Origin of the sequence: Aggregatibacter segnis ATCC 33393, from assembly GCF_900476035.1 — a bacterium.
GTDB classification, from domain to species: domain Bacteria; phylum Pseudomonadota; class Gammaproteobacteria; order Enterobacterales; family Pasteurellaceae; genus Aggregatibacter; species Aggregatibacter segnis.
In genome coordinates this window covers 413553-439073 of sequence record NZ_LS483443.1, presented here as the reverse complement: position 1 = coordinate 439073, position 25521 = coordinate 413553, and the positions used below count along the sequence as shown (strand labels likewise).

Genomic DNA, 25521 nt, shown 5'->3' with positions numbered 1-25521 from the left:
ATACCAAAAACATCAAGAAATTTTCTGAAGGGTAATTAATTCAAAGATTATTTGATTCTCCACTTTTATAAAACCAATTAACTAGGTAGAATAAAGCCACTTTTATCCATTTGTTTTAGAGGAAATTACCATGTCATTTGAAGTATTAGATCAATTAGAAAACAAAATTAAGCAAACAGTTGAAACTATTCAATTACTTCAATTAGAAGTTGAAGAATTAAAAGAAAAAAACAACAAATCACAACAAGAAAACGATGCATTACGTGGTGAAAACGAACAGTTAAGAAACGAACAGCAAAATATTCAAGAGCGTTTACGTTCTATCATAGGTATGACTGACGGTATCTAATCGATTAATAAAAAACAAAGGCTTAGTTAATCTAAGCCTTCTTTTTTTGGAGAAAAAAATGCAACCTAAAATTTGCTTAATCACCGGCAGCACCTTAGGCGGTGCCGAATATGTTGCCGAACACTTAGAAAGTCTATTACAACAACAGGGTTTCAGTACCGAATTACATCATGGCCCGGCATTAAATGAAGTTATCAATGAAAAATTATGGTTGGTGGTAACTTCCACCCATGGTGCAGGAGAATTGCCGGATAACCTCAAACCGTTATTTGAAGCACTTGATGCAAGCGATATAGATCTTTCAACATTGAAGTTTGCGGTGATCGGTTTAGGAAATTCCGATTACGACACCTTTTGCTTTGCCGTGGATACGGTAGAACAATGTTTATTGGCAAAAAGTGCGGTCAAAATGACTGATGCTTTGCGCATTGACGTATTAACAGAAACCGACCAAGAACAATGTGCAGAGGACTGGTTGCCTAATTTTACAAATAAAATTTCATCAATTTAGTTTTCATAAAAATCAATTAATAAGAAAAAACACTTGTGGATAAACTTAAAATAAAATTGTTAAAAATCTGTTTTTATAAAATGGGTAAGTTTTTCGAAAGATCATACTGTGGATAAACCACGAAGTTATACACAAGAATTGATGTGTAAGATCAGTAAGATCTTAACAGTTTTAAAAATGATCTATGTTCTTCATTTACAAAATAAAAAAGATCTTATTCAAGCTATTCATCGATCCTTATAATAGTAATAATAAAATAGATCTTTATATAAAGATCTTATTTTTATTAACGAGAGATCCTTTTTACGATCTATCTTTCTCTTTCAATGAAACTGACCTTTTAACAAAACAAGATTTTCAGTAGAATAGCGACCAATTTTTTTAAAGGATCAAAAGATCCGTACCTCATTCAAAATAGAGATCATTCATAATCATGTTTTACACTGAAACCTATGATGTCATCGTGATCGGTGGCGGTCATGCAGGGACTGAAGCCGCATTGGCGCCTGCTCGTATGGGATTAAAAACCCTATTACTTACGCATAATGTCGATACCCTAGGACAAATGTCTTGTAATCCGGCAATTGGCGGAATAGGAAAAGGCCATTTAGTAAGAGAAATTGATGCCATGGGCGGTTTAATGGCAACAGCGGCAGATCAGGCGGGAATTCAATTTCGTACACTGAATAGCAGCAAAGGCCCTGCTGTACGGGCAACACGTGCACAGGCAGATCGTGTGTTGTATCGTCAGGCTGTAAGAATAGCCCTTGAAAACCAACCGAATTTAGATATTTTCCAACAAGAAGTTAGTGATATTTTAGTCGAGCAAGATCGTGCTACCGGTGTCGTGACGAAAATGGGACTGAAATTTCATGCGAAATCAGTAATTTTAACTGCCGGCACGTTCTTAGCCGGTAAGATCCACATTGGTTTAGAAAATTACGAAGGGGGACGTGCGGGGGATCCGGCTTCTGTTACTCTCTCTCATCGTTTAAGAGATCTTGGTTTACGTGTAGATCGTTTAAAAACCGGAACACCACCACGTATTGATGCACGTACTATTGATTTTTCCGTGCTTGCCGAACAGCATGGCGATGCAGAGTTGCCGATATTTTCTTTCATGGGATCCGTTGATCAGCATCCTCGCCAAATTCCGTGTTTTATTACACACACGAATGAAAAAACGCATGAAGTTATCCGTAATAATTTAGATCGCAGCCCAATGTACACGGGAGTGATCGAAGGAATTGGTCCGCGTTATTGCCCATCTATCGAAGATAAAGTGATGCGTTTTGCTGATCGTAATTCGCATCAAATTTATTTAGAACCGGAAGGTTTAACCACAAATGAAATTTATCCAAACGGGATTTCCACCAGTTTACCATTTGACGTACAAATGGGCATTGTGAATTCCATGAAAGGGTTGGAAAATGCGCGCATTATTAAGCCCGGTTATGCCATTGAATATGATTATTTTGACCCGCGTGATTTAAAACCAACGTTAGAAACCAAATCCATTCAAGGTTTATTCTTTGCCGGTCAAATTAACGGGACGACCGGTTATGAAGAGGCTGCTTCTCAAGGTTTGTTAGCAGGAATTAACGCGGGTCTTTATGTGCAAGAAAAAGAGGTTTGGTTCCCACGTCGTGATCAGGCTTACATGGGCGTGTTGGTGGATGATCTTTGCACGCTTGGCACCAAAGAACCTTATCGCGTATTCACCTCCCGAGCGGAATATCGTTTGTTATTGCGTGAAGATAATGCCGACATTCGTTTGACACCGATTGCCCATGAATTAGGGTTAATTGATGAAGCTCGCTGGGCACGTTTCAATCAGAAAATGGAAAATATTGAACAAGAACGTCAGCGTTTACGCAGTATTTGGTTACATCCGCGTTCAGAATATTTAGAAGAAGCCAATCAAGTATTAGGCAGTCCGTTGGTGCGTGAAGCCAGTGGTGAAGATTTATTGCGTCGCCCGGAAATAAATTATCAAATTTTGACCGCACTTACGCCGTTTCAACCGCCGATGGCCGATAAAGAAGCGATTGAACAAGTGGAAATTTCGATTAAATATCAAGGATATATCGAACATCAGCAAGACGAAATCGAAAAACAAAAACGCCACGAAAATACAGCTATACCGCCGAATTTTGATTATTCTAAAGTTGCGGGATTATCTAACGAAGTTCGTATCAAACTGGAACAACACCGCCCGGTATCTATCGGACAAGCTAGCCGTATTTCCGGTATTACGCCGGCGGCGATTTCCATTATTTTGGTGAATTTGAAAAAGCAAGGCATGCTAAAACGTGGTGAATAATGGCTAATTTAGACATTCAGTTGGCGGATAAACTAAAAACGTTATTAAAACAGACCGCACTTTCTGTGACAGAACAACAGCAACAACAATTAGTTAAGTTGGTTTTATTGCTCGATAAATGGAATAAGGCATATAACTTGACTTCTGTGCGTGATCCGCAAGAAATGTTGGTTAAGCATATTTTAGACAGTATTGTAGTTAGCCCTTATTTACAAGGTAACCGTTTTATCGATGTCGGCACCGGCCCGGGCTTACCTGGTTTGCCTTTAGCCATCGTTAATCCGCAAAAACAGTTTGTTCTATTGGATAGTTTAGGTAAACGTATTAGTTTTATTCGTAATGCTATTCGTGAGCTTGGGCTAACTAATGTAGAACCGGTACTAAGCCGAGTAGAAGATTACCATCCCGATCATCAATTTGATGGCGTGTTAAGTCGTGCTTTTGCGTCCTTGAAAGACATGACGGAGTGGTGTCATCATTTACCTAAATCGGATGGATTATTTTATGCGTTAAAGGGGCTTTATCACGAAGAAGAAGTGAAAGAATTAAATCCTCAATTTAAGGTGAAAAATGTCATTAAATTAGAGGTTCCCGAACTAACCGGGGAGCGGCATCTCGTCATTTTGTGATGATTTGTTTAAAGTGTGATTTATTTAACACTTTTTTTACTGTTTTATGTTGAATCTCTTTAGTTCAAAGGTATAATTAGCCAGTTTTTGCATATAAAAAGTAAAATAATGTCCAGAGTTTTAACGCAGACTAAAAATCGTTATAAAAAAACGATGCTAATAGAGATTGGTATCATCCTCGTTTTGAGTGTGTTGTTAGCTTTCTGGAATGGAAAAAGTGCGGTTGATTTTGGTTTAGGATTTCTCTGTGCTTTTTTACCTTTTTGTTTTTTTGTTTATGTGGTTTTTTATCGCAAACAACATTTATCAACAAAACTGACCGCACTTTATCGTGGGGAATTTGTTAAATTTAACTTAACAATTATTCTTATCGCTGTAGCATTTAAATGGTTGGTTATAAAAGAATTTATTCTATTTTTTATAGGTTTTTTTATGGCATTAATGTTGAATAATCTTATTCCATTTTTGCTTAACAGGTCTTAATTTTTTATAAAGGGTTACTATGTCTGGACAAACAACCTCTGAATATATCAGTCACCATTTATCATTTTTAAAAAGTGGTGATGGTTTTTGGAATATTCATGTAGATACCTTATTTTTCTCTATCGTATCAGCCATTATTTTCCTTTTCATCTTTTCACGTGTTGCGAAAAAAGCAACGCTGGGCGTGCCAAGCAAAATGCAATGTTTGGTCGAAATTTTAGTAGAATGGATTAATGGTATCGTAAAAGAAAATTTCCATGGTCCGCGTAATGTTGTTGCGCCACTAGCGTTAACCATTTTTTGTTGGGTATTCATTATGAATGCCATCGACTTAATCCCGGTGGATTTTCTTCCGCAATTTGCAGGTTTATTTGGTATTCACTATTTGAGAGCTGTGCCGACAGCTGATATTAGTGCGACACTAGGTATGTCAATCTGTGTATTCTTCCTGATTCTTTTCTATACAGTAAAATCCAAAGGTTTTGGTGGATTGGTTAAGGAATATACGTTACACCCATTTAATCATTGGGCGTTTATTCCGGTTAACTTTATTCTTGAAACCGTCACTTTACTGGCTAAACCGATTTCTCTGGCTTTCCGTTTGTTCGGTAATATGTATGCAGGGGAATTGATCTTTATTCTTATCGCTGTGATGTATTCTGCGGATATGGCACTTGCAGCATTGGGAATTCCGTTACACCTCGCTTGGGCTATTTTCCATATTTTGGTTATTACGTTACAAGCATTCATCTTTATGATGTTGACGGTTGTTTACTTGAGTATTGCTTATAACAAAGCAGATCATTAATTTTATTTTTTTTATTAACCGGCTCTAGGGCTAAACTTAACTTCTATTGGAGAACATTATGGAAACTGTAATTACAGCTACAATTATCGGTGCATCAATCCTTCTTGCATTTGCTGCATTAGGTACAGCTATCGGCTTTGCTATCTTAGGTGGTAAATTCTTAGAATCTTCTGCCCGTCAACCTGAGCTTGCATCTAGCCTATTAACTAAAATGTTTATTGTTGCAGGTTTATTGGATGCGATTGCGATGATTGCTGTTGGTATTTCTTTACTTTTCATTTTCGCAAACCCATTCATCGGTTTATTACAATAATCACCTTATTTGCTTATCAACGTAAAACAAGCAGATTAAGGAGGACGTTGTGAATTTAAATGCAACATTGATTGGTCAACTTATTGCATTCGCAATTTTCGTGTGGTTCTGCATGAAATTTGTTTGGCCACCAATTATTAATGCAATTGAAAAACGTCAAAGCCAAATTGCGAATGCTTTAGCTTCCGCTGAAGCGGCGAAAAAAGAACAAGCAGATACAAAAATGCTTGTTGAAAAAGAAATTTCTCAAGCAAAAATTCAAGCCCAAGAAATTTTAGATTTAGCCAATAAACGTCGCAATGAAGTTTTAGACGAAGTGAAGGCAGAAGCCGAAGAACTTAAAGCTAAAATTATTGAACAAGGCTATGCAGAAGTTGAGGCTGAGCGCAAACGTGTTCAAGAAGAATTACGTATTAAAGTTGCGTCTTTGGCTATTGCAGGTGCTGAAAAAATTGTTGGGCGTACTGTGGATGAAGCAGCCAACAATGACATTATTGATAAATTAGTTGCAGAACTATAAGAAGGTTGAGCTTATGTCAGAATTAACTACCATAGCTCGCCCTTATGCTAAAGCAGCGTTTGATTTTGCCGTTGAACAAAGTAGATCTGATAAAAGTGCGGTTGAAAAATGGAATGAAATGTTAGGTTTTCTTGCTGAGTTAGTGAAAAACGAAGCAATGCAAAGTTACTTAACAAGTTCTTTTTCAGCTCAAAAACTAGCAGATACGGTGATCTCAATTTGTGGTGAACAATTAGATCAATATGGGCAAAACTTAGTTCGGTTAATGGCTGAAAATAAGCGTTTAACTGTCCTTCCGCAAGTTTTTAAAGAATTTCAACATTATGTTGAAGAGTATAAGGCTATTGCGGAAGTTAAAGTAACATCGGCTCAACCATTAAGCGCCATGCAACAAGAAAAAATTGCTGCCGCAATGGAAAAAAGATTAGCCCAAAAAGTTAAGTTAAATTGCAACGTTGATAGCTCGCTCATTGCTGGCGTTATCATTCGTACAGAAGATTTTGTGATTGACGGAAGTAGTCGTGGACAACTTGCCCGTTTAGCAAATGAGTTGCAATTATAAGAGGATTAGAAAATGCAACTAAATTCAACTGAAATTAGTGAATTAATAAAAAAACGCATTGCTCAGTTTAATGTAGAAAGTGAAGCGCGTAATACGGGTACAATCGTTTCTGTAAGCGATGGTATTATTCGTATTCATGGGTTAAGCGAAGTAATGCAAGGGGAGATGATTGCACTTCCGGGTAATCGTTACGCGATGGCATTAAACTTAGAAAGAGATTCTGTTGGTGCTGTGGTAATGGGACCTTATGCAGATCTTGCTGAAGGAATGGAAGTTCAATGTACTGGCCGTATTCTTGAAGTACCGGTTGGTCGCGGTTTATTAGGTCGTGTTGTAAACACGCTTGGTCAACCAATTGATGGTAAAGGTGAAATTGAAAATGACGGTTTCTCTCCGGTTGAAGTTATCGCCCCAGGTGTAATTGAACGTAAATCCGTTGATCAACCTGTACAAACCGGTTATAAAGCGGTTGACTCCATGGTACCAATCGGTCGTGGTCAACGTGAATTGATTATCGGTGACCGTCAAACCGGTAAAACAGCATTAGCGATTGATGCCATCATTAACCAACGTAACTCAGGTATTAAATGTATCTATGTTGCGATTGGTCAAAAAGCATCAACTATTGCTAACGTAGTACGTAAATTAGAAGAACATGGCGCACTAGCTAACACTATCGTCGTTGCTGCGTCTGCATCTGAATCTGCAGCATTGCAATATTTAGCACCTTATGCCGGCTGTGCAATGGGTGAATATTTCCGTGATCGTGGTGAAGATGCATTAATCGTTTATGATGATCTTTCTAAACAAGCGGTTGCTTATCGTCAAATTTCCTTATTATTACGTCGTCCACCAGGTCGTGAGGCATATCCAGGTGACGTATTCTACTTACACTCACGTTTGCTTGAACGTGCTTCTCGTGTAAATGAAGAATACGTAGAAAAATTCACCAAAGGTGAAGTAAAAGGAAAAACCGGTTCTTTAACTGCTCTTCCAATTATTGAAACTCAAGCGGGTGACGTTTCTGCATTCGTTCCTACTAACGTGATTTCTATTACCGATGGTCAGATTTTCTTAGAATCTAACTTGTTTAACTCAGGTATTCGTCCTGCGGTGAACCCGGGTATTTCTGTTTCTCGTGTAGGTGGTTCTGCACAAACTAAAGTTATTAAGAAACTTGCGGGTGGTATTCGTACTGCACTTGCACAATATCGTGAATTAGCGGCATTTGCTCAGTTTGCTTCAGATCTTGATGATGCAACCCGTAAACAACTTTCTCATGGTGAAAAAGTAACCGAATTGTTGAAACAAAAACAATTTTCTCCGCTTTCTGTTGCTGAGCAAGCAGTAGTGTTATTTGCGGTTGAATTTGGTTATTTAGACGATGTTGAGTTATCTAAAATTGCAAGTTTTGAAACTGCACTTCTAGATTATGCAAATCGTAATTATGCCGAGTTTATGCAAGAGCTTACTAAAACCGGTAACTATAATGATGAAATCAAAGATACATTAAAAGGTATTTTAGATAGTTTCAAAGCTAATAGTGCTTGGTAGTAACGGAGAAATAAGATGGCAGGTGCAAAAGAGATAAAAACCAAAATTGCCAGCGTACAAAGTACGCAGAAAATTACTAAGGCAATGGAAATGGTTGCAACCTCGAAAATGCGTAAAACGCAGGACCGTATGGCGGCATCTCGTCCGTATTCTGAAACTATCCGTAGTGTTATCAGCCATGTGTCTAAAGCAAGTATCGGTTATAAACACCCGTTTTTAGTTGAACGGGATGTAAAAAAAGTTGGTATTTTAGTTATTTCTACTGATCGTGGAATGTGTGGTGGTTTAAACGTGAATTTGTTTAAAACCACACTTAACCAAATTAAAGATTGGAAATCACAAAATGCGACGACTGAGCTTGGCTTGATTGGTTCTAAAGGGATTAGTTTTTTCCGTTCCCTTGGTTTTAAGGTAAAAAGCCAACTTTCCGGTTTGGGCGATAACCCTTCTTTAGAAGAATTAATTGGTGTAGCAAATACCATGTTTGATGCTTATCGTAATGGAGAAATTGATGCAATTTATATTGCATACAACAAATTCATTAATACGATGTCGCAAAAACCGATTGTACAACAATTAGTTCCTTTACCGGAAATGGAAAACGATCACTTAATCGAAAGACAACAGGCATGGGATTATATTTACGAACCTGAACCAAAAGTGTTATTAGACAGCCTTTTAGTTCGTTATTTAGAATCTCAAGTTTATCAAGCGGTTGTAGATAATTTAGCTTCAGAACAAGCGGCTCGAATGGTAGCGATGAAAGCAGCAACAGATAACGCAGGCAATTTAATTAATGACCTGCGGTTGGTGTATAACAAAGCTCGTCAAGCAAGTATCACAAATGAATTAAATGAAATCGTTGCCGGTGCGGCTGCGATTTAATAGAAGAGGAACGGTAATGGCGACAGGTAAAATTGTACAAATCATCGGTGCGGTGATTGACGTCGAATTTCCACAAGATGCAGTACCAAAAGTTTATGATGCATTAAATGTTGAAACAGGTTTGACCCTTGAAGTTCAACAACAATTAGGTGGCGGTGTGGTACGTTGTATCGCATTAGGTGCTTCTGACGGTTTAAAACGTGGTTTGAAAGTAGAAAACACAAATGACCCGATTCAAGTACCGGTAGGAACAAAAACCCTTGGTCGAATTATGAATGTGTTGGGTGACCCAATTGATGAACAAGGTCCGATTGGCGAAGAAGAACGTTGGTCTATTCACCGTTCTGCACCAAGCTACGAAGAACAATCAAACAGTACCGAATTATTAGAAACCGGTATTAAAGTTATCGACTTAATTTGCCCGTTTGCAAAAGGGGGTAAAGTTGGTTTATTCGGTGGTGCAGGTGTAGGTAAAACCGTAAATATGATGGAATTAATTCGTAATATTGCGATTGAACACTCCGGTTATTCTGTATTCGCAGGTGTAGGTGAGCGTACCCGTGAAGGTAACGACTTCTACCACGAAATGAAAGATTCCAACGTATTGGATAAAGTATCTTTGGTTTACGGTCAAATGAATGAGCCACCGGGTAACCGTTTACGTGTTGCGTTAACCGGTTTAACCATGGCGGAAAAATTCCGTGATGAAGGTCGTGATGTATTATTCTTCGTGGATAATATCTATCGTTATACCCTTGCTGGTACGGAAGTATCTGCGTTATTAGGTCGTATGCCATCCGCAGTAGGTTACCAACCAACCTTAGCTGAAGAAATGGGTGTGTTACAAGAACGTATTACTTCAACCAAAACAGGTTCTATCACGTCTGTACAAGCAGTTTATGTGCCTGCGGATGACTTGACTGACCCATCTCCGGCAACAACCTTCGCGCACTTGGACTCAACCGTTGTATTGAGCCGTCAAATTGCGTCTTTAGGTATTTATCCTGCGGTTGACCCATTAGATTCTACATCTCGTCAATTAGACCCATTAGTTGTTGGTCAAGAGCATTATGATGTTGCTCGTGGCGTACAAGGTATCTTACAACGTTATAAAGAATTGAAAGACATTATTGCAATTCTTGGTATGGATGAATTATCTGAAGAAGATAAATTGGTTGTAGCGCGTGCGCGTAAGATCGAACGTTTCTTATCACAACCGTTCTTCGTTGCTGAAGTATTTAACGGCACACCAGGTAAATACGTTCCGTTAAAAGAAACCATTCGTGGCTTTAAAGGTATTTTAAACGGCGAATATGATCATGTTCCGGAACAAGCGTTCTACATGGTTGGTTCAATTGACGAAGCGCTAGAAAAAGCCAAAAATATGTAATCACTTCAAGCTGATGCATATCAAACTTGAAGGAGAAAAACATGGCAACATTTAATTTAACAGTCGTAAGTGCAGAACAAAAAATCTTTTCCGGCAACGTGAAAAGTGTTCAAGCAACAGGTATTGAGGGTGAGCTCGGTGTTTTACCGGGGCATACCCCTTTATTGACAGCAATCAAGCCAGGTATTGTTAAATTTACTTTAGAAAATGATAACGAAGAAGTTATCTATGTTTCCGGCGGCTTTTTAGAAGTTCAACCAACGATTGTGACTGTTCTTGCGGATGTCGCAATTCGTGGTCAAGAGCTTGATAGCGAGCGTATTCTTGCTGCTAAGAAACGTGCGGAAGAAAACATTCATCAACATCACCATGATGCTGATTACGAATTGTTAATGTCTAAACTTTCTAAAGAATTGGCAAAACTTCGTGCTTACGAACTTACTGAGAAGTTAGTGAAATCTAAACGCTAATTTCACCGCACTTTAAAACCTGTATTAAATCTGCATTCTAGAATCGAATTACTTTGTTATTTAGAATGCAGATTTTTTATTTTTACTTAATAACCAGTGTCTGTATCTTTTAATCCGTTTACGATAGCAATACCCGCACTGGCCCCAATACGAGTTGCGCCGGCATTTATCATGGCTAATGCTGTTTGTGTATCACGAATACCGCCGGAGGCTTTAACACCAATATTGCCTACAGTTTGTTTCATTAGTGTAACATCTTCTACGGTAGCTCCACCTTTGTTGAAGCCAGTAGAGGTTTTAACAAAAGCCACTTGCAATGCTTTACAAATTTCACAAGCACGGACAATTTCTTCTTTGGTAAGCAAGCAAGTTTCCAGAATTACTTTTAGTGGTACGCCATGACAGGCATTAAGAACACCTTGAATATCTTCTTGTACCGCTTGCCATTTTCCCGATTTAATCCAGCCAACGTTAATTACCATATCAATTTCATTTGCGCCGGCAGCAATGGCCTGTTCTGTTTCAAACGCTTTTACTGAAGTTAAATTGGCACCCAGCGGAAATCCTACAACGGTACAGATTTTTACATTGGAATGTGCTAATTTTTGTTTTGCTAAAGGAATGTAACCAGAATTAATGCATACAGAAAAGAATTGGTGGGCAATAGCCTCATCACAAAGTTTCAAAATATCTGCTTCGGTTTTTTCCGCGGTTAGTGCGGTATGATCAATATAATGTGCAATTTGTTTTGATTCCATTTGTATTTCCTCCTTAGAAAAATAATCAAATAATTATAACTAAAATAAATTTAATGAACGTGATCCATTTAACGTTTCTAAGGTTTTGCCGTAAGTGAGAATAATCTTTGTGCTTTTTATTATGGATGTTAAGAAGAGAGAGAGAAAGTGCGGTAGGTTTTTACCGTGTTTTTCACTGCAATATTCCGTTAGAATGTGTCGAGAACAGTGGTTTTGCCTGCGTGGCTATTAAAATGTTATATGAGATTGTAATGAAAAAATGGTGGCGATATGCCTTGTTTGTTTTATTTGTGTTAGTGGTTGGGGTGTGCTCTCTGCCATGGTGGTTGACGCCCAAACAGGTAGAACAAATGGCTAACCATTTTTTATTGCCTGAATACCGTTTACAGCTTTCAGATCAATGGTTGATGCAAAGTAGTGAACTACAACTTTCTGAATTACAGTTGGCTACCTCAGAATGCACACTTACTACGTTACAAAATGTTCGTTTGAATTGGTGGCCGCCTCGTCTTGAGGTGGAAAATGCGGTAGTGGATTATGCTTGTTTTGAGCATTTGCCAGTGAGTGAAGAGTCAAAAACACCGTCAAAATTGACCGCACTTTTTGACATTATTCCTGATAGTGAATTGGTTATTGAACATTTACGCATTAAAGGGCTGGATGAAATACAACAGCCAATGTTACATCAATTGATTTCTTCTGATATGTCAGTAACCGCGCATTATGATGCTGAACAACTGAAGCTTCATACAAATGCGAGAACGGATGAGGGACTGATATTAGAACATCATTCTACTCTTGTTCGTCAATATTCCTCCTTTCAATGGCATGGACAAACGGATTTTCAACCCTCTACCACAGAGAACTATCATTTAAATTTCACATTGCAACTTAATGATGAATTATGGCAGCCACCTTCACAGGGAGACATTATTCTGGATTGGCAGAATTCGCAATGGACGGTAGAAAAAGGACATCTTCAATTTGTTTGGAATGGGGATGAGGGGAAAATAACAGCCCAAGATTTGACCCGAAACGCGCCCTTGCTTGATATTCCTTTTACTTTTACGGAGAAGGGATTGGATATTTCTTGGGGGACTTTTTATTGGACGTTTGATGGGTATCAGCCGATAAAAGGCTTCTTGGGTTTGGCTGCTCGTAAGCCACAAGAAGGTTGGTTACCTTTAGGCTTAGATTTAAACGTTATATTGCAAACCTTTGGTGAACAAGGCAAAGGGGAAATTGTTATTTCAGGTAAAAATGGTGAGATTGGTGGCGGTGAAAAGAAGAATGCGTTTTTCTTTGATCTGACGACTCGAGGGGATTTACGTTATAACAATACTGTGGCGCAAACTAACTTGAAATATCACATTGGTGGTGACCTTGATTTACCTTTATTACGTTTTTATCCCGGCTCTATTTTTAAAATGGATAATTTACAACCTGACTCAAAAATTCATGTGAGAGTGCCTTTAGATGATGTTTTAGTTGGACGTTATGGTTTAGAAGGTCGATTACAAGCAACATTACAGGGCTTTACACCGCAATTTGAACAATTGGATTTGAAATTAGATGGGCTGGCACATGAGTTTATTGCCGGTATTAAAACAATTTTTGAATTACGTGATGAACGACAAAAACTTCGTGTAGCTGAATTGCAGGCAGCAAATCGTTGGGATTGGACAATTGAAGGTGATGCGCTGTGGAAATCTTTAAAGACGCCGGTAAATATGAAAGGTATTGGTTTTTGGGAGGGGGATCATATTGAGCTTAACCAACTTTTTGCGCATTCTGGAAAAGTGAGTATTGATGGCGTCAAAATGGCACCTCTTTCTTTAGAGCTGAAAGATCGTTTACGTTGGAATTACGAAAAACAACACATTCGAGGATTGATGCAAGCAAAAACCGACTGGATTGAATTTGCCTATGGTGGACGGTTTGAAAAACCGGTTTTTGGTTTAGGGATTGATGGAAAAAGCATCGATCACTTTAGTGCTGCAGGGGATTTAAAAGCGGGTTCACTTGGTCCGCTAGATTTGCTTGCAACATATGAAAATAATGTGCTTAGCGGAAAAATTAGTTGGAAGGAACAATCTGCGAAAGTTTTCCAATCCTTGTTTCCGCAACAATGGGAATGGATTATCCACCAAGGCAGCATTAAAGGCGAAAGTGATTTTGTTATTAATGGTGGCGGTATTGCCATGACCGGTATATTAAATTTACACCATGGTAAAATCACCATGCCGGATGGTGAAATTGAGGGACTTAATATTTCTTTTCCTTTGAATTATCAAAACCTTAAATTACAGCTTAAATCAAACCACCCGATTAACTTTTCTGTTAAAAATATGAGAATAGGGGCGCTGACAACACATAATGGAACGTTTGATATATTCGGCACTTATCCTTATTCAGAGCATCATCCGTTAACTTTAAGTAAGGTAAAAATAGGTTTGTTTGATGGAGAATTAACAGTAGATAAGTTGAATTTTCCTCAGCGACAAATGGCATTGCTTTCCTTTAAAAATATTGACTTAGCACAAGTGCTAGAAATGGCGCAGTATAATCAGTTGAGTTTAAACGGACGGGCAAATGCAACATTTCCTTTTTGGTTGGGACATAAAACGTGTTTGATTTGTAATGGTACATTAGAGCAAGTGGGTAAATTACACCTTAAAGTGAATGAGAGTGTTGTGGATGGCTTAAAAAAAGGTGGTTGGACAGAAGGTATTTTGGTGGATTTACTTAAAGAATTGGAATTAAACGGTTCTCAGGCTTCCATTGATTTAGCGCCGAATGGGCAAATGACATTACGTGCGACTATCAATGGGTTTAATCCTACTAAGCAAAGCCATCATCCAATAACTTTAAATTATATGCATAGAGAAAATATGTTTGAGTTGTGGGACATGATAGACTACGGCTCGCAATTTGAACAAAAATTACAACATCGACTTTATCGGCAGTTAGAAAAATGAAAAAACACCTGAAAAAATCACCGCACTTTTTTTGCTTATTGCTTTGTTTTGTGCTTGTAGCTTGTACCCCAACGATTCAGCTGGATACGCCTAAAGAAGGTATCACTATCAACATGAATGTGGTAGTAGATCACAATATCAGTGTCAAAATGGATGAAAAAACACAAGCGGCAACAGGTACTAGCGTAAAGTCTTCGGTGAAATAAGGAAATTCCGCATAAGTTCGCTCCATATTATAAGAAATAAAAAGACTTTAAAACTTTTGTTTTAAAGGCTTTTTATTTTAGTTTATTGGGCTAGGTTCATCTGAATTGTTAATTACTGTTATTGCTAGAACTGCATAATTTGATTTTTATTCCATATAACTAAAATCTAAAGTGCCTATAAAAAATGGCGGTAATCGGGAGGTTTCTGAACGCTATAAAAAAGAAGTTTTCAGGAATTATAAAAAAGCAATTTAACCAAAAGATGAGGAGGGTTAGAAATGTGAAAATTATCTTCCAACATCACGGTATAAAACGACAACAGAGAAAATCTACCGTCATCTCTTGCTTGATAAAAATTTGCTAAAAATTCCGCCAACTCGTCAGGCGCTATGGTATTCATGCCTTTTACGCGCAGTTTATCAAATTCCCGTTGAATTTCGGCTAAGTTGTTGCTGGTAATTAATCCACGGTGCAAGGCGAAACACATAACATGATTTACGTTGTTCAATATTTTCCTGATGGTCTCTAATTTCCCCACATGCTCTAATGGCTTGAAGGCATTAATGCCAATAAGCGCCAATATTCTTCACGCTTGGCGCGCACATCAGCAAGGGAAAATTCAGGATAGCTTCCTAAGCCTAATTTATCCCTCTTCTTGGTGTGAGGATGATAGTAACTAAAAAACGATTACTAGTAGCTTATGTAGATTTACAATAAAGCTTTTTAGATATTGGGTTGGTGGGTTGTTTATGTGGATTTATGCGGGATTACATGGATTGGCGGAAGATCGTAGGAGTTGAACCTACCCGAGACTGCTGGCAGCCTCAACAGGATTTGAAGTCCTGCCGCTTCACCGGAAACGACGATCTTCCTTTTCGAAATTGGTGCGAACTTTAGCGCAAAAGTCGGGGCGATTCAAGTTGAGTCGCAAAATAATAGCCTGAATTGATTAAATAAAAAGTGCGGTCAGAAAAATGATTAAATTTCTGACCGCACTTTTAGTTTTATAAGTTGAAATTAACGACGTGGTAAATAACGTGTTGGATCCACAGATTTGCCTTTGTAGCGAATTTCAAAGTGAAGTTTTACATCGTTGGTGCCGGTGTTACCCATTTTGGCGATTTGTTGGCCGGCTTTCACTTCTTGCTGATCTTTCACTAAGATGCTGTCGTTGTGGGCATAGGCACTAAGGAAATCATCGTTATGTTTGATGATGATAAGATTTCCGTAACCGCGGAGTGCATTGCCGGCGTAAACGACACGGCCACCTGCTGCTGCGTTAACGGCTTGACCACGAGAGCCGCCAATATCAATCCCTTTATTGCCACCATCGGAGCTAGAAAAACCTTGAACGACATTACCACTTGTTGGCCAGCGCCAAGCAATGGTGGAGGCGACCGGTGCATTGTCTTGTGGGATTGGTTGGCTTACCACAGGTTGGTTTTGAACTTGTACTGGTTGATTTACCGGTGCGCTATTTACCGGCGGTAAACCGCCTGCGGTGGCTTTTACCGGGCCGGTGATAGTGCCATCAGAACCATATTGTGTGCCATTTGCACCCGGCGTGTAAGTAACGGTTGGCTCAGTGCTCACCGGTTGTTGAACTGGCGCTTGTGGTTGAGGCGCAACAGCAGGTTGTGCCACGCTTTGAGTACGTCCGTTAGACACTTTCAAGGTTTGCCCTACGCTTAAATTGTAAGGTTCCTTCATATTATTTAAAGCCGCTAATTCTTTTACATCTAAACCGGAAATATACGCGATAAGGAACATGGTATCGCCTTTGCGCACGGTGTAGGTGTTACCTTTGTAGAAGCCTTTGTTAATTTGGCTGTAATCCGGTGCGTTGGTGGTTGGATTGCGCGGAATCGTGAAATCCTGCGAGGTTTGTTGTGGTTTATTTTGCACTGCCGGCGCCGCTTGTGGTTTTTGTACCGGTTGAGGTTGATAAGTTGGTTGGAAATTCGGCTGTGGCGCAGATTGTGCCGGCGCTTGAGGCATTGGCGTGTTCATGCTGTTGGGTACGCTACTTTGTTGAATTTGTGGTTCCCAAGTGGCATTACCGCCCATAGATGGGTTGTCAACCGGCTGCATCATGCCCGGTGATAATGTGCCGTCGGCACTTTCTACCGGGGCTGGAGAATCTGAGCTACAAGCTGTAAGAACAGCAAGGGTAATTGGTAAAAGTAAAAAGGATTTTTTCATAGAGGTATTCCTTATTGCATATTTGTTGGCATACGTTGTTGTTGAATTTCCGGCATCCAACTACCGCCTGCGATAGCACCGGTGCCTTCTACCGGTTGCATAATGCCCGGCGGAAGTGAATTTTCGTCTTTGCGAGCATCATCAGAAGAACAGGCTGCGAGAGTTAATACCATAGACAATAATAAAATTGATTTTTTCATTTTATAACCTTGATTAACGTAAAATAAAATAAGCGACAACGGCTAAAATCACCACCGACCAACCGATGACTTCAATGGATTTGCGCAGTTTTGCTGCAAATTTTTCGCCACCCCAAGCCGCTAATTTAGCGACCAATAAGAACCTTGCCGCACGAGAAATAAACGCGGTGATGACAAAGGGTAAAAATGCCATTTGCATCACGCCGGCACAGATGGTGAAAACTTTGTAAGGAATTGGTGAGAAACCTGCCACAAACACCACTAAAATACCCCATTTTTCAAACCATTGAATAGCGGTTTGCCAATGTGCTTGATAGCCCCATTGGTTGATGTAATGTTCTACAAAATCAAACGCATAATAACCCAATGCATAACCGATGATGCCACCCAACACGGAAGCAATCGCCGTAAATAAGGCAAATTTGACCGCACTTTGCGGTTTTGACATGGACATTGGGATAAGCATGACATCCGGCGGAATGGGGAAGAAAATTGCTTCGATAAAACTGACAAACGATAACCAAAATGGGGCGAAACGGTGTTTCGACCAAGCCATGGTTTTATCGTACATTGTGCCAAACAAATTCATTTCGTTTCCTTATCTTGAAGGGTGAAATTATTCACTTTCTAACCAATGTTGTAAAGCCTTCATTGAGTGGTGCGCCGTCATGTCCACTTGAATTGGCGTGATGGAGACATAGCCGTTTTTTACCGCATGAAAATCTGTACCTTCGCCCTCATATTCCGGCAATCCGCTCAGCCCGATCCAATAAATATCTTCGCCACGCGGGCTTTTTTGTTTAATGACTTCGGCGGAAGAAGAACGGTAACCCAAATGGCAGACTTTAATGCCTTTGAGCTCTTCATAAGGCACATCCGGCACATTAATATTAAGAATTTCGTGTTTGCCCAATAATTGAGAATGTAATTTAGGGACGAGTTCACATACCACACGGGCTGCCGTTTCAAAATGTTGACGGCCGTCAAGAGACACCGCAATAGACGGCAAGCCAAGGTGGCGCCCTTCAAAGGCGGCGGCCACGGTACCGGAATACAATACATCGTCCCCCAAGTTTGCGCCGGCGTTAATGCCGGATACCACTAAATCGATGCGCCCGGAAAGAAAACCGTTGAGCGCAATGTGCACGCAATCGGCGGGCGTACCGTTAACGCAATAATCGCCACTTTCTAAATGTAACGGTTGTAATGGTTTCACTAAGGTTAACGAACTTGAGGCGGCACTGCGGTTGCTGTCAGGTGCGACGATGGTGACGTTGGCGATCTTGCGCAAGGCATCTGCCATGGCGCGAATGCCCGGCGCGTGAATGCCGTCGTCGTTACTCAATAAAATATTCATATTCTTCCTGTGTTTTAATTTTCGACATTGACCAATTCGCGAATGAGCGCAGTGGCATAACTGCCCGCCGGTAAGTCAAATTGAAGGCGCAAGCCGTTTGGTTCAAATTGCCATTGGAATTGCTGTGGCTGCATTAATATTGGGCGGCGTGCCGCTTTCATACGTTCTTGGCGCATTAACGCGAATAACGCCTGATGTTGTGCGAAAATTTCATGTTCAAAATCGACCGCACTTTTCTCTTCTTCGCCGATAAGTGGCGCTGTGAGTAAAACATCTTGTTGTGCCAAACGCTGTTGCAGCTGCGCCAAATCTTCCGACTCGTTCACCACAAACCAGCTGTGCGAACCGTTCAGTTGTAAAACATCGCCGACCAAAATCTGCTGTGCCAAGTCTAATTCCATCCGTTTGGACACGATTAAATTAAAAATTTCGCTACGCGCAGCAGAAAGATAGAAGCTACGCTTATTGCGATCTTTGACGTTAATTTCGCCGTTTGCCCAGCGTAACGCCTGCGCTAAGTTATTGCCATCACGGCCAAAACGTTGTTCGGTGAAATAATTTGGGAAGCCGTTTTTTGCCAGAAAATCTAACCGCACTTTGAGTTCGTCGGTTTCTTCAGTGTTGCGGAGCAAAATCTCAAAATGATTGCCTTGTAAGCTGCCGATACGAATTTTGCGTTGGTGGCGGGTGACGTCGAGAATTTCTACCCCTTCGAGAGAAAATTGATTGAAATCCGGTGTCGGTTGTCCGGGCATTTGCAGACTGAACCATTGCTCGGTAACGGCTTTGCGATCTTTCAAACCGGCGTAGCTCATGTTGCGCGCAGAAATGCCGGCGAATTTTGCCAGTTGCTCGCCTACAAACAAGGTGTTGCAATCGGTTTTGCGCACTTTCACGGCAACAAATTCACCATCGCCACTCATGTCGTAGCCGAGCTGTTCTTTCACCACAAAATCCGCATATTCCGCTTTTAAAAGTGCGGTCTGTTTTGGCGGTGTTTTTTGCAAATAGGCTAAATCCATCATGATTTGCGTACCAACAATGCCACTGCTTCGCAGGCAATGCCTTCACCGCGACCGGTAAAGCCAAGCTTTTCTGAGGTGGTGGCTTTGACGTTGACTTGTTCGATGTCGACAGACAAATCCTGTGCGATCAGGGCGCGCATGGCATCAATGTGTGGACGCATTTTTGGCGCTTGGGCGATGATGGTGACATCCACGTTGCCTACGACATAGCCTTTTTCCTGTACTTGACGGTACGCCTCGCGCAATAACACGCGGCTGTCTGCGCCTTTGTATTGCATGTCAGTGTCGGGAAATAATTTGCCGATGTCACCCAAGGCGACTGCGCCGAGTAAGGCATCGGTTAGCGCATGGAGCGCCACATCGCCGTCGGAATGAGCGATAAAGCCTTTGTCAAAGGGAATGGTGACGCCGCCGATAATGAGCGGGTTGTCGGTGCCGAAAGCGTGAACGTCAAAACCATGGCCGATTCGTATCATGTTGTCTTCCTCATTAAATAAAATTCTGCCAGCGCCAAATCTTCCGGGCGGGTGACTTTAATATTATCGCTACGTCCTGCCACTAAGTGCGGTTGAAATCCCGCGAGTTCCATGGCAGAGGCTTCATCAGTCACGGCAAGCTGTTGTCGTTGGGCGTGGATTAACGCATTTCGTAATAACTCTGCGCGGAAAAATTGTGGCGTTTGCGCTAGCCAAAGTTGGCTGCGATCTTCAGTGTGGGCAATTTGTTGTGAAGGTAGGGCACGCTTGATGGTATCCGTCGCCGGAATCGCCAAAATCGCGCCATTGTCATCATTAATTTCAAGCAATTTATCCAAATCGCCGTGGGTTAAACAAGGACGTGCCGCATCATGCACCATTACCCAAACATCCGTGCCGGCATTTTGTATCGCTTTTAATCCGTTTAACACCGAATCAGCACGGGTTTCTCCACCTTCGACTAACGTAATTTTCGGGTTTTGTGTCAGGTTAAGTTGAGCAATGTAAGGATCGTCGGCAGCCACTGCCAACACGATTTGGCTGATGTGTGGATAAGAAAGCAACACGTTTAAGGTGTGCTGCAAAATGGGGTGTCCGTGAATAGGAAGGTATTGTTTCGGTTTGTCCGCCTGCATCCGACTGCCAATGCCGGCCGCCGGCACAACGGCGATAATCTTGCGATTTGAGGTCATTATTTGTGTTCTTTGACGATGTGATAGAAAGTTTCGTTTGGTTTCACCATTTCATGCTGTAAACGGGCGCGCTCTTCAATGGCATCCACCCCTTCTTTTAAGTCTTTAATTTCTGCAGCAATGATTTGATTTCGTTGGGAAAGTTTTTCATTTTCCTGTTGATGGACGGCGATTTCTTTGGTGGTGTTTTTATAATCCCAATAGCCGTTTTTGCCGAACCAAAAATCGTATTGGAACAGCACTAAAACCGCAAATAATAAAGAGAGAAATAAGCGCATAAAAAACCGGTAAATCGAATCGAAAAAAATTGCGCTTAGTTTACCTTGAATTGTACCAAAATGCGATATTGCCCGCCCGGCGCCGAATAATTTCTTAAAAATTGAGGTGTATCGTAGTAAGATAAGGTAATTTTTAATAGCCTGTGAGGTGCCCATGAAACCCTATTTAATTGCTCCTTCCATTCTTTCTGCTGACTTAGCGCGTTTGGGTGAAGATGTGGAAAATGTCTTAAAGTGCGGTGGTGATGTCGTTCATTTTGATGTGATGGATAACCATTATGTCCCGAACTTAACTTTCGGTCCTGCCGTGTGCAAAGCCTTACGCGATTATGGTATTACTGCGCCGATTGACGTGCATTTGATGGTGAAACCGGTGGATCGCATTATCCCGGATTTCGCTAAAGCCGGTGCCAGCTACATTACCTTCCACCCGGAATCCTCTGAACATATCGACCGCACTTTGCAACTTATCCGCGATAACGGTTGTAAATCCGGTTTAGTATTTAACCCGGCAACGCCGTTAAGTTATTTAGATTATGTGATGGACAAAGTGGATATTATTTTATTGATGTCGGTGAATCCGGGCTTTGGCGGACAATCTTTCATTCCGGCAACCTTAGAAAAACTGAAACAGGCGAGAAAACGCATTGATGAGAGCGGATTAGATATTCGTTTGGAAGTCGATGGCGGCGTGAAAGCGAGCAATATTGCAGAAATTGCCCGCGCCGGTGCGGATATGTTTGTTGCCGGTTCGGCGATTTTCGATCAGCCGGACTACAAAAAAGTCATTGATGAAATGCGTCAACAGTTAGCCGCAGTAGGAAAATAAGCATGACAGGACAGTTTAAATTAATCGGTTTCGATTTAGATGGCACCTTGGTGGACAGTCTGCCTGATTTGGCGCTATCTGTGAACTCAGCATTAGCAGAATTCGATTTACCACAAGCGCCTGAAGCGTTGGTGCTCACTTGGATTGGCAACGGCGCGCAGATTTTAATTGCCCGCGCGTTAGAATGGGCAACGGCACAATCGGGCAAAACCTTGACGGAAGGCCAAATTGCCACATTAAAAGAGCGTTTTAATATCTTTTACGGCGAAAATATCTGCAATCGCAGCCGTTTATTCCCTCACGTAAAAGACACCTTGCAGAAACTTAAAGCCAAAGGTTACCGTTTGGCTGTGGTTACCAACAAACCGACCCAACATACCCGCCCTGTGTTAAAGGCTTTCGGCATTGAAGAGTTATTTGATGAAGTGTTGGGCGGACAATCTTTACCGGCCATCAAACCGCACCCGGGCCCGCTATTCTATTTATGCGGTAAATTCGGCTTATACCCGAAACAAGTGCTGTTTGTCGGCGATTCCCGCAATGATATTATTGCTGCCCATAATGCCGGCTGCCCGGTGGTGGGGTTGACTTACGGTTACAACTACAACATTCCAATCTCTGAATCCCATCCGGATTGGGTGTTTGAGGATTTCGCGGCGTTATTGACGCTTGTTTGATTGATTCTTCTGAATGGATAGCGCAAACGCCCACGTTTGTGCCTTTATTTAATTTTGGCTACAGCACAAGCGTGGATGCTTGCGCTATCAATAATAAGATTTAAAAATTAAGGATGTAAAAATGAGCAAACCTATTGTGTTCAGCGGCGTACAGCCATCAGGTGAATTGACTATCGGTAACTACCTCGGTGCGTTGCGTCAGTGGGTGAAAATGCAGGATGACTACGAATGCTTGTTCTGTATTGTGGATCAACATGCCATCACCGTGCGTCAAGACCCGGCAGCATTACGCAAAGCCACTTTGGACGTATTGGCGTTATATTTAGCCTGTGGCATCGACCCGGCAAAATCCACGATTTTCATTCAATCTCATGTGCCGGAACACGCACAGTTGGCTTGGGTATTAAATTGTTACACGTATTTCGGCGAAATGAGTCGCATGACCCAATTTAAAGATAAATCCGCCCGTTATGCGGAAAATATCAACGTCGGCTTGTTCACTTATCCGGTCTTAATGGCGGCAGACATTTTGCTTTACCAAGCCAACCAAGTGCCGGTAGGCGAAGATCAAAAACAACATTTGGAAATCACCCGCGACATCGCGCAACGTTTTAATGCGTTATACGGACCGCACTTTGCCGTGCCGGAAGTGTTTATCCCGAAAGCAGGCGCACGCGTGATGTCCTTGTTGGAGCCTGAAAAGAAAATGTCTAAATCGGACGAAAACCGCAACAACGTTATCGGCTTATTAGAAGACCCGAAAGCGGTTGCGAAGAAAATCAAACGCGCGGTAACCGACTCCGATGAGCCGCCGGTGATTCGTTATGACGTGAAAAATAAAGCGGGCGTGTCCAATCTGCTCGATATTCTCTCCGGCGTGAGCGGCAAAACCATTGCAGAACTTGAGCTGGAATTTGAAGGCAAAATGTATGGTCACTTGAAAGGTGCTGTTGCTGACGAAGTTTCTGCCATGTTGACTACGTTGCAAGAACGCTACCATCATTTCCGCAATAACGAGGAATTACTCCTCCAAATTGCTAAAGACGGTGCGGAAAAAGCCAAAGCACGTGCACAAGAAACGTTAGCGAAAGTGTATGACGCCATTGGGTTTATTGGCGCGAAGTAAGTCATTCCACACAAAAACAAAAGCGGCGTTAAAGCCGCTTTTTTATTTCAAGGGAAAAGCTAAAGGCAAACAAAAAGTGCGGTGAAAATCCACTGTAAATTTTGACCGCACTTTTTCATCGTGATAAAAAAATAGAGAATTTTAGGATGTAATTACGCCATCACCGGATACGACGATATTTCCAACGTAAGAGGATTTTGTAAGGCGTTTGTTCATTGATTAATTCTTAGGAAAATTGTCACAAGCGTGGACGCTTGCGCCATCGGAGGCGTCTTATGTGTTGGCGACAAAGCAGCAGCGGAAAAAAATTCGTCAAGACAGTTTAAAATCAGCCATGTCTATTCAAGATAAACCTGCTGAAATACAAGATGAACCAAAAACAGACGAAGAACCAACCGCACTTATTGCGAAACGTGATTAAAATAAACAACGACGGGGCTGAATAAAGCCCCGTTTTTTCATTCCTAACCACCATTTATTTTATTTAAAACCCTCTGCTTATTACATTTCATTATAGGTAATAACTTTCCATTCTTTTCTCACCGATTCAAAATTTTTTACTATATTGCCACGCAAACGATTAAATCATGAAAAATGAATTGGGATTATATTTTAAGTGCCACACCACGTTTTGTTCATGCCATGCTGATGACACTTCATCTCGCCTTTTGGGGGATTTTATTGTCGCTGGTAATTGGTGTGATTTGTGCGGTGATTACCACCTACAAAGTCAAATCATTAACTTGGCTAGTAAAAGGCTATATCGAGCTTTCTCGCAATACGCCTTTATTAATTCAAGTATTTTTTCTCTATTTTGGGCTTTCTAAAATTGGTCTGAAATTAGATGGGTTTACTTGCGGCATTATCGGCCTGGCATTTTTAGGTGGAAGCTATATGGCAGAAGCTATTCGTGGAGGTCTGGAAGCGGTATCAAAAGGGCAAATTGAATCAGCCTTAAGTATTGGTCTAACCCCTTTTCAAGCTTTTCGCTATGTGATTTTCCCACAGGCCTTTGCGATTGCGACACCTGCAATCGGCGCAAATTGCTTGTTCTTAATGAAAGAAACCTCAGTGATCAGTGCCGTTGCTGTAGCCGAACTGATGTTTGTAGCGAAAGAAGTCATCGGGCTCGATTACAAAACCAATGAGGCCTTATTTTTATTAGTGGTGTTTTATTTGATCATTCTATTACCGATGTCTCTGTTTATCAGTTATTTAGAACGCCGGACTCGGAGAGCAAAATATGGGGCTTGAGTTATTATTCCAAGGTAGCAACATTGAACGCTTGCTTAACGGTTTATGCGTGACGGCTGAAATTGCGTTCATTTCTGTCTTCTTCGCCTGTATTTTAGGCGTGATTTTTGGCGTAATCATGACGAACAGAAACCCAATTATCAAAGCCATTTGCAGCTTTTATTTAGAATTTGTACGCATCATTCCATTATTAGTATTACTTTTTCTCGCTTATTTCGGTTTAGCAAAATGGTTTGATATTCACTTAGATGGCATTTCTGTATGTATTTTGGTGTTTATTTTCTGGGGAACAGCAGAAATGGGGGATTTAGTGCGTGGTGCATTAACTTCCATTGAAAAACATCAAGTGGAATCAGCCTACGCTTTAGGCTTAACGCCGTTTCAAACCTTTGTGTATATTTTACTTCCGCAAAGTTTAAAGCGTGTGACACCAAGTGCTATTAACCTCTTTACTCGTATGGTAAAAACCAGCTCTTTGGCGATGTTAATTGGTGTGGTTGAAGTAATTAAAGTCGGTCAACAAATTATTGAGCATTCATTATTTAGTAATCAATCGGCGGCGCTTTGGATTTACGGTGTCATTTTCGGTTTATATTTTGTGATTTGTTACCCGCTATCCTTATTTTCCCGTTATTTAGAAACCCGTTGGGAAAGTTAATTTTTATT

At 40.9% G+C, this 25521-nt stretch carries 31 protein-coding genes, 1 tRNA gene and 1 pseudogene; 21 read left to right on the top strand and 12 right to left on the bottom strand.

Annotated elements, in window-relative coordinates; all coding sequences use genetic code 11:
- Positions 1–130 precede the first annotated feature (130 nt).
- The 13 genes from zapB to DQN58_RS02180 all read left to right on the top strand — a co-directional run bounded on the left by zapB (position 131) and on the right by DQN58_RS02180 (position 10797).
- Complete coding sequence (gene zapB, locus DQN58_RS02240; RefSeq protein ID WP_006719913.1) at positions 131–349, top strand: cell division protein ZapB; 219 nt, start codon at positions 131–133, stop codon at positions 347–349.
- 58 nt (positions 350–407) lie between these two features.
- Positions 408–860 (top strand): FMN-binding protein MioC, encoded by a 453-nt coding sequence (mioC, locus tag DQN58_RS02235; protein ID WP_006719911.1) that lies wholly within the window; start codon positions 408–410, stop codon positions 858–860.
- Positions 861–1293: 433 nt separating this feature from the next.
- Positions 1294–3183 carry a tRNA uridine-5-carboxymethylaminomethyl(34) synthesis enzyme MnmG gene (mnmG, locus tag DQN58_RS02230; RefSeq protein WP_006719907.1) on the top strand — a complete coding sequence of 630 codons (1890 nt, stop codon included), beginning with the start codon at positions 1294–1296 and terminating at the stop codon, positions 3181–3183.
- The gene (rsmG, locus tag DQN58_RS02225; protein ID WP_006719905.1) at positions 3183–3812 is read left to right on the top strand and encodes a 16S rRNA (guanine(527)-N(7))-methyltransferase RsmG; all 630 of its coding nucleotides are present in this window, start codon (positions 3183–3185) and stop codon (positions 3810–3812) included. The genes mnmG and rsmG overlap by 1 nt, the downstream gene beginning before the upstream one ends.
- Positions 3813–3920: 108 nt before the next feature.
- Positions 3921–4295, top strand: coding sequence for an ATP synthase subunit I (locus tag DQN58_RS02220; protein WP_006719904.1), 375 nt, complete (start codon positions 3921–3923; stop codon positions 4293–4295).
- Positions 4296–4314: 19 nt separating this feature from the next.
- On the top strand, positions 4315–5103 hold the full coding sequence (atpB, locus tag DQN58_RS02215; RefSeq protein ID WP_006719902.1) for a F0F1 ATP synthase subunit A: 789 nt from the start codon (positions 4315–4317) through the stop codon (positions 5101–5103).
- Between the two features lie 58 nt (positions 5104–5161).
- Positions 5162–5416 carry a F0F1 ATP synthase subunit C gene (atpE, locus tag DQN58_RS02210; RefSeq protein WP_005702422.1) on the top strand — a complete coding sequence of 85 codons (255 nt, stop codon included), beginning with the start codon at positions 5162–5164 and terminating at the stop codon, positions 5414–5416.
- 49 nt (positions 5417–5465) lie between these two features.
- Positions 5466–5936 carry a F0F1 ATP synthase subunit B gene (gene atpF, locus DQN58_RS02205; RefSeq protein WP_006719898.1) on the top strand — a complete coding sequence of 157 codons (471 nt, stop codon included), beginning with the start codon at positions 5466–5468 and terminating at the stop codon, positions 5934–5936.
- A gap of 13 nt (positions 5937–5949) precedes the next feature.
- Positions 5950–6498 (top strand): F0F1 ATP synthase subunit delta, encoded by a 549-nt coding sequence (gene atpH / locus DQN58_RS02200; protein ID WP_032998046.1) that lies wholly within the window; start codon positions 5950–5952, stop codon positions 6496–6498.
- A 12-nt stretch (positions 6499–6510) separates the two neighbouring features.
- Positions 6511–8052 (top strand): F0F1 ATP synthase subunit alpha, encoded by a 1542-nt coding sequence (gene atpA / locus DQN58_RS02195; protein ID WP_006719895.1) that lies wholly within the window; start codon positions 6511–6513, stop codon positions 8050–8052.
- A gap of 15 nt (positions 8053–8067) precedes the next feature.
- A complete protein-coding gene (atpG, locus tag DQN58_RS02190; RefSeq protein WP_006719893.1) occupies positions 8068–8937 on the top strand; it encodes a F0F1 ATP synthase subunit gamma in 870 nt (289 codons plus the stop codon).
- 16 nt (positions 8938–8953) lie between these two features.
- A complete protein-coding gene (gene atpD, locus DQN58_RS02185; protein ID WP_006719891.1) occupies positions 8954–10327 on the top strand; it encodes a F0F1 ATP synthase subunit beta in 1374 nt (457 codons plus the stop codon).
- A gap of 41 nt (positions 10328–10368) precedes the next feature.
- Complete coding sequence (locus DQN58_RS02180) at positions 10369–10797, top strand: F0F1 ATP synthase subunit epsilon (protein WP_006719889.1); 429 nt, start codon at positions 10369–10371, stop codon at positions 10795–10797.
- 86 nt (positions 10798–10883) lie between these two features.
- On the opposite strand, the gene deoC is transcribed toward DQN58_RS02180, so the two are convergent.
- The gene (deoC, locus tag DQN58_RS02175) at positions 10884–11555 is read right to left on the bottom strand and encodes a deoxyribose-phosphate aldolase (RefSeq protein WP_006719887.1); all 672 of its coding nucleotides are present in this window, start codon (positions 11553–11555) and stop codon (positions 10884–10886) included.
- Between the two features lie 251 nt (positions 11556–11806).
- Here deoC and DQN58_RS02170 point away from each other — a divergent pair, with 251 nt between their 5' ends.
- Both DQN58_RS02170 and DQN58_RS02165 read left to right on the top strand, forming a co-directional pair.
- Positions 11807–14533 carry a YdbH family protein gene (locus tag DQN58_RS02170; protein ID WP_032998044.1) on the top strand — a complete coding sequence of 909 codons (2727 nt, stop codon included), beginning with the start codon at positions 11807–11809 and terminating at the stop codon, positions 14531–14533.
- Complete coding sequence (locus tag DQN58_RS02165; RefSeq protein WP_006719884.1) at positions 14530–14739, top strand: YnbE family lipoprotein; 210 nt, start codon at positions 14530–14532, stop codon at positions 14737–14739. The genes DQN58_RS02170 and DQN58_RS02165 overlap by 4 nt, the downstream gene beginning before the upstream one ends.
- Positions 14740–14968: 229 nt before the next feature.
- Here the strand turns inward: DQN58_RS02165 and DQN58_RS02160 are convergent, their stop codons facing one another.
- The 11 genes and pseudogenes from DQN58_RS02160 to ftsB all read right to left on the bottom strand — a co-directional run bounded on the left by DQN58_RS02160 (position 14969) and on the right by ftsB (position 20969).
- Positions 14969–15247 carry a hypothetical protein gene (locus DQN58_RS02160; RefSeq protein ID WP_155811792.1) on the bottom strand — a complete coding sequence of 93 codons (279 nt, stop codon included), beginning with the start codon at positions 15245–15247 and terminating at the stop codon, positions 14969–14971.
- Between the two features lie 35 nt (positions 15248–15282).
- A pseudogene (locus DQN58_RS10000) lies at positions 15283–15369 on the bottom strand (hypothetical protein); the annotation flags it as partial.
- A 147-nt stretch (positions 15370–15516) separates the two neighbouring features.
- Positions 15517–15611: transfer RNA gene (locus DQN58_RS09855), tRNA-Sec, on the bottom strand.
- 145 nt (positions 15612–15756) lie between these two features.
- The gene (gene nlpD / locus DQN58_RS02155) at positions 15757–16941 is read right to left on the bottom strand and encodes a murein hydrolase activator NlpD (RefSeq protein WP_006719880.1); all 1185 of its coding nucleotides are present in this window, start codon (positions 16939–16941) and stop codon (positions 15757–15759) included.
- Positions 16942–16952: 11 nt separating this feature from the next.
- Positions 16953–17141: a lipoprotein gene (locus tag DQN58_RS02150; protein WP_006719878.1), complete on the bottom strand. Its 189-nt coding sequence runs from the start codon at positions 17139–17141 to the stop codon at positions 16953–16955.
- A gap of 13 nt (positions 17142–17154) precedes the next feature.
- Complete coding sequence (locus DQN58_RS02145; protein ID WP_006719876.1) at positions 17155–17730, bottom strand: YqaA family protein; 576 nt, start codon at positions 17728–17730, stop codon at positions 17155–17157.
- A 27-nt stretch (positions 17731–17757) separates the two neighbouring features.
- On the bottom strand, positions 17758–18498 hold the full coding sequence (surE, locus tag DQN58_RS02140; protein WP_006719874.1) for a 5'/3'-nucleotidase SurE: 741 nt from the start codon (positions 18496–18498) through the stop codon (positions 17758–17760).
- A 14-nt stretch (positions 18499–18512) separates the two neighbouring features.
- Complete coding sequence (gene truD / locus DQN58_RS02135; protein WP_006719872.1) at positions 18513–19523, bottom strand: tRNA pseudouridine(13) synthase TruD; 1011 nt, start codon at positions 19521–19523, stop codon at positions 18513–18515.
- Positions 19520–19999 (bottom strand): 2-C-methyl-D-erythritol 2,4-cyclodiphosphate synthase, encoded by a 480-nt coding sequence (gene ispF / locus DQN58_RS02130; protein WP_005702371.1) that lies wholly within the window; start codon positions 19997–19999, stop codon positions 19520–19522. Before ispF ends, truD begins: the two co-directional genes overlap by 4 nt.
- On the bottom strand, positions 19996–20691 hold the full coding sequence (ispD, locus tag DQN58_RS02125; protein ID WP_006719867.1) for a 2-C-methyl-D-erythritol 4-phosphate cytidylyltransferase: 696 nt from the start codon (positions 20689–20691) through the stop codon (positions 19996–19998). Before ispD ends, ispF begins: the two co-directional genes overlap by 4 nt.
- Complete coding sequence (ftsB, locus tag DQN58_RS02120; RefSeq protein WP_032998222.1) at positions 20691–20969, bottom strand: cell division protein FtsB; 279 nt, start codon at positions 20967–20969, stop codon at positions 20691–20693. The genes ispD and ftsB overlap by 1 nt, the downstream gene beginning before the upstream one ends.
- Positions 20970–21123: 154 nt before the next feature.
- Here ftsB and rpe point away from each other — a divergent pair, with 154 nt between their 5' ends.
- The 6 genes from rpe (at position 21124) to DQN58_RS02095 (ending at position 25513) form a co-directional block, all read left to right on the top strand.
- Complete coding sequence (gene rpe / locus DQN58_RS02115) at positions 21124–21798, top strand: ribulose-phosphate 3-epimerase (protein ID WP_006719863.1); 675 nt, start codon at positions 21124–21126, stop codon at positions 21796–21798.
- A 2-nt stretch (positions 21799–21800) separates the two neighbouring features.
- The gene (locus tag DQN58_RS02110; protein ID WP_006719862.1) at positions 21801–22475 is read left to right on the top strand and encodes a phosphoglycolate phosphatase; all 675 of its coding nucleotides are present in this window, start codon (positions 21801–21803) and stop codon (positions 22473–22475) included.
- Between the two features lie 121 nt (positions 22476–22596).
- Positions 22597–23601: a tryptophan--tRNA ligase gene (gene trpS, locus DQN58_RS02105; protein WP_006719860.1), complete on the top strand. Its 1005-nt coding sequence runs from the start codon at positions 22597–22599 to the stop codon at positions 23599–23601.
- Between the two features lie 235 nt (positions 23602–23836).
- Positions 23837–24022, top strand: a complete 186-nt coding sequence (locus tag DQN58_RS09850) for a hypothetical protein (RefSeq protein ID WP_006719858.1) — start codon at positions 23837–23839, stop codon at positions 24020–24022.
- Between the two features lie 173 nt (positions 24023–24195).
- On the top strand, positions 24196–24855 hold the full coding sequence (locus DQN58_RS02100; protein ID WP_006719856.1) for an amino acid ABC transporter permease: 660 nt from the start codon (positions 24196–24198) through the stop codon (positions 24853–24855).
- The gene (locus DQN58_RS02095) at positions 24845–25513 is read left to right on the top strand and encodes an amino acid ABC transporter permease (RefSeq protein WP_006719854.1); all 669 of its coding nucleotides are present in this window, start codon (positions 24845–24847) and stop codon (positions 25511–25513) included. The genes DQN58_RS02100 and DQN58_RS02095 overlap by 11 nt, the downstream gene beginning before the upstream one ends.
- The last annotated feature ends 8 nt before the right edge of the window (positions 25514–25521 follow it).

What these genes read in the sequence shown, in the direction of transcription:
- zapB (WP_006719913.1), top strand. Translation starts at nt 131, where the DNA reads ATGTCATTTGAAGTATTAGATCAATTAGAAAACAAAATTAAGCAAACA.
- mioC (WP_006719911.1), top strand. Translation starts at nt 408, where the DNA reads ATGCAACCTAAAATTTGCTTAATCACCGGCAGCACCTTAGGCGGTGCC.
- mnmG (WP_006719907.1), top strand. Translation starts at nt 1,294, where the DNA reads ATGTTTTACACTGAAACCTATGATGTCATCGTGATCGGTGGCGGTCAT.
- rsmG (WP_006719905.1), top strand. Translation starts at nt 3,183, where the DNA reads ATGGCTAATTTAGACATTCAGTTGGCGGATAAACTAAAAACGTTATTA.
- DQN58_RS02220 (WP_006719904.1), top strand. Translation starts at nt 3,921, where the DNA reads ATGTCCAGAGTTTTAACGCAGACTAAAAATCGTTATAAAAAAACGATG.
- atpB (WP_006719902.1), top strand. Translation starts at nt 4,315, where the DNA reads ATGTCTGGACAAACAACCTCTGAATATATCAGTCACCATTTATCATTT.
- atpE (WP_005702422.1), top strand. Translation starts at nt 5,162, where the DNA reads ATGGAAACTGTAATTACAGCTACAATTATCGGTGCATCAATCCTTCTT.
- atpH (WP_032998046.1), top strand. Translation starts at nt 5,950, where the DNA reads ATGTCAGAATTAACTACCATAGCTCGCCCTTATGCTAAAGCAGCGTTT.
- atpA (WP_006719895.1), top strand. Translation starts at nt 6,511, where the DNA reads ATGCAACTAAATTCAACTGAAATTAGTGAATTAATAAAAAAACGCATT.
- atpG (WP_006719893.1), top strand. Translation starts at nt 8,068, where the DNA reads ATGGCAGGTGCAAAAGAGATAAAAACCAAAATTGCCAGCGTACAAAGT.
- atpD (WP_006719891.1), top strand. Translation starts at nt 8,954, where the DNA reads ATGGCGACAGGTAAAATTGTACAAATCATCGGTGCGGTGATTGACGTC.
- DQN58_RS02180 (WP_006719889.1), top strand. Translation starts at nt 10,369, where the DNA reads ATGGCAACATTTAATTTAACAGTCGTAAGTGCAGAACAAAAAATCTTT.
- deoC (WP_006719887.1), bottom strand. Translation starts at nt 11,555, where the DNA reads ATGGAATCAAAACAAATTGCACATTATATTGATCATACCGCACTAACC.
- DQN58_RS02170 (WP_032998044.1), top strand. Translation starts at nt 11,807, where the DNA reads ATGAAAAAATGGTGGCGATATGCCTTGTTTGTTTTATTTGTGTTAGTG.
- DQN58_RS02165 (WP_006719884.1), top strand. Translation starts at nt 14,530, where the DNA reads ATGAAAAAACACCTGAAAAAATCACCGCACTTTTTTTGCTTATTGCTT.
- nlpD (WP_006719880.1), bottom strand. Translation starts at nt 16,941, where the DNA reads ATGAAAAAATCCTTTTTACTTTTACCAATTACCCTTGCTGTTCTTACA.
- DQN58_RS02150 (WP_006719878.1), bottom strand. Translation starts at nt 17,141, where the DNA reads ATGAAAAAATCAATTTTATTATTGTCTATGGTATTAACTCTCGCAGCC.
- DQN58_RS02145 (WP_006719876.1), bottom strand. Translation starts at nt 17,730, where the DNA reads ATGAATTTGTTTGGCACAATGTACGATAAAACCATGGCTTGGTCGAAA.
- surE (WP_006719874.1), bottom strand. Translation starts at nt 18,498, where the DNA reads ATGAATATTTTATTGAGTAACGACGACGGCATTCACGCGCCGGGCATT.
- truD (WP_006719872.1), bottom strand. Translation starts at nt 19,523, where the DNA reads ATGATGGATTTAGCCTATTTGCAAAAAACACCGCCAAAACAGACCGCA.
- ispF (WP_005702371.1), bottom strand. Translation starts at nt 19,999, where the DNA reads ATGATACGAATCGGCCATGGTTTTGACGTTCACGCTTTCGGCACCGAC.
- ispD (WP_006719867.1), bottom strand. Translation starts at nt 20,691, where the DNA reads ATGACCTCAAATCGCAAGATTATCGCCGTTGTGCCGGCGGCCGGCATT.
- ftsB (WP_032998222.1), bottom strand. Translation starts at nt 20,969, where the DNA reads ATGCGCTTATTTCTCTCTTTATTATTTGCGGTTTTAGTGCTGTTCCAA.
- rpe (WP_006719863.1), top strand. Translation starts at nt 21,124, where the DNA reads ATGAAACCCTATTTAATTGCTCCTTCCATTCTTTCTGCTGACTTAGCG.
- DQN58_RS02110 (WP_006719862.1), top strand. Translation starts at nt 21,801, where the DNA reads ATGACAGGACAGTTTAAATTAATCGGTTTCGATTTAGATGGCACCTTG.
- trpS (WP_006719860.1), top strand. Translation starts at nt 22,597, where the DNA reads ATGAGCAAACCTATTGTGTTCAGCGGCGTACAGCCATCAGGTGAATTG.
- DQN58_RS02100 (WP_006719856.1), top strand. Translation starts at nt 24,196, where the DNA reads ATGAATTGGGATTATATTTTAAGTGCCACACCACGTTTTGTTCATGCC.
- DQN58_RS02095 (WP_006719854.1), top strand. Translation starts at nt 24,845, where the DNA reads ATGGGGCTTGAGTTATTATTCCAAGGTAGCAACATTGAACGCTTGCTT.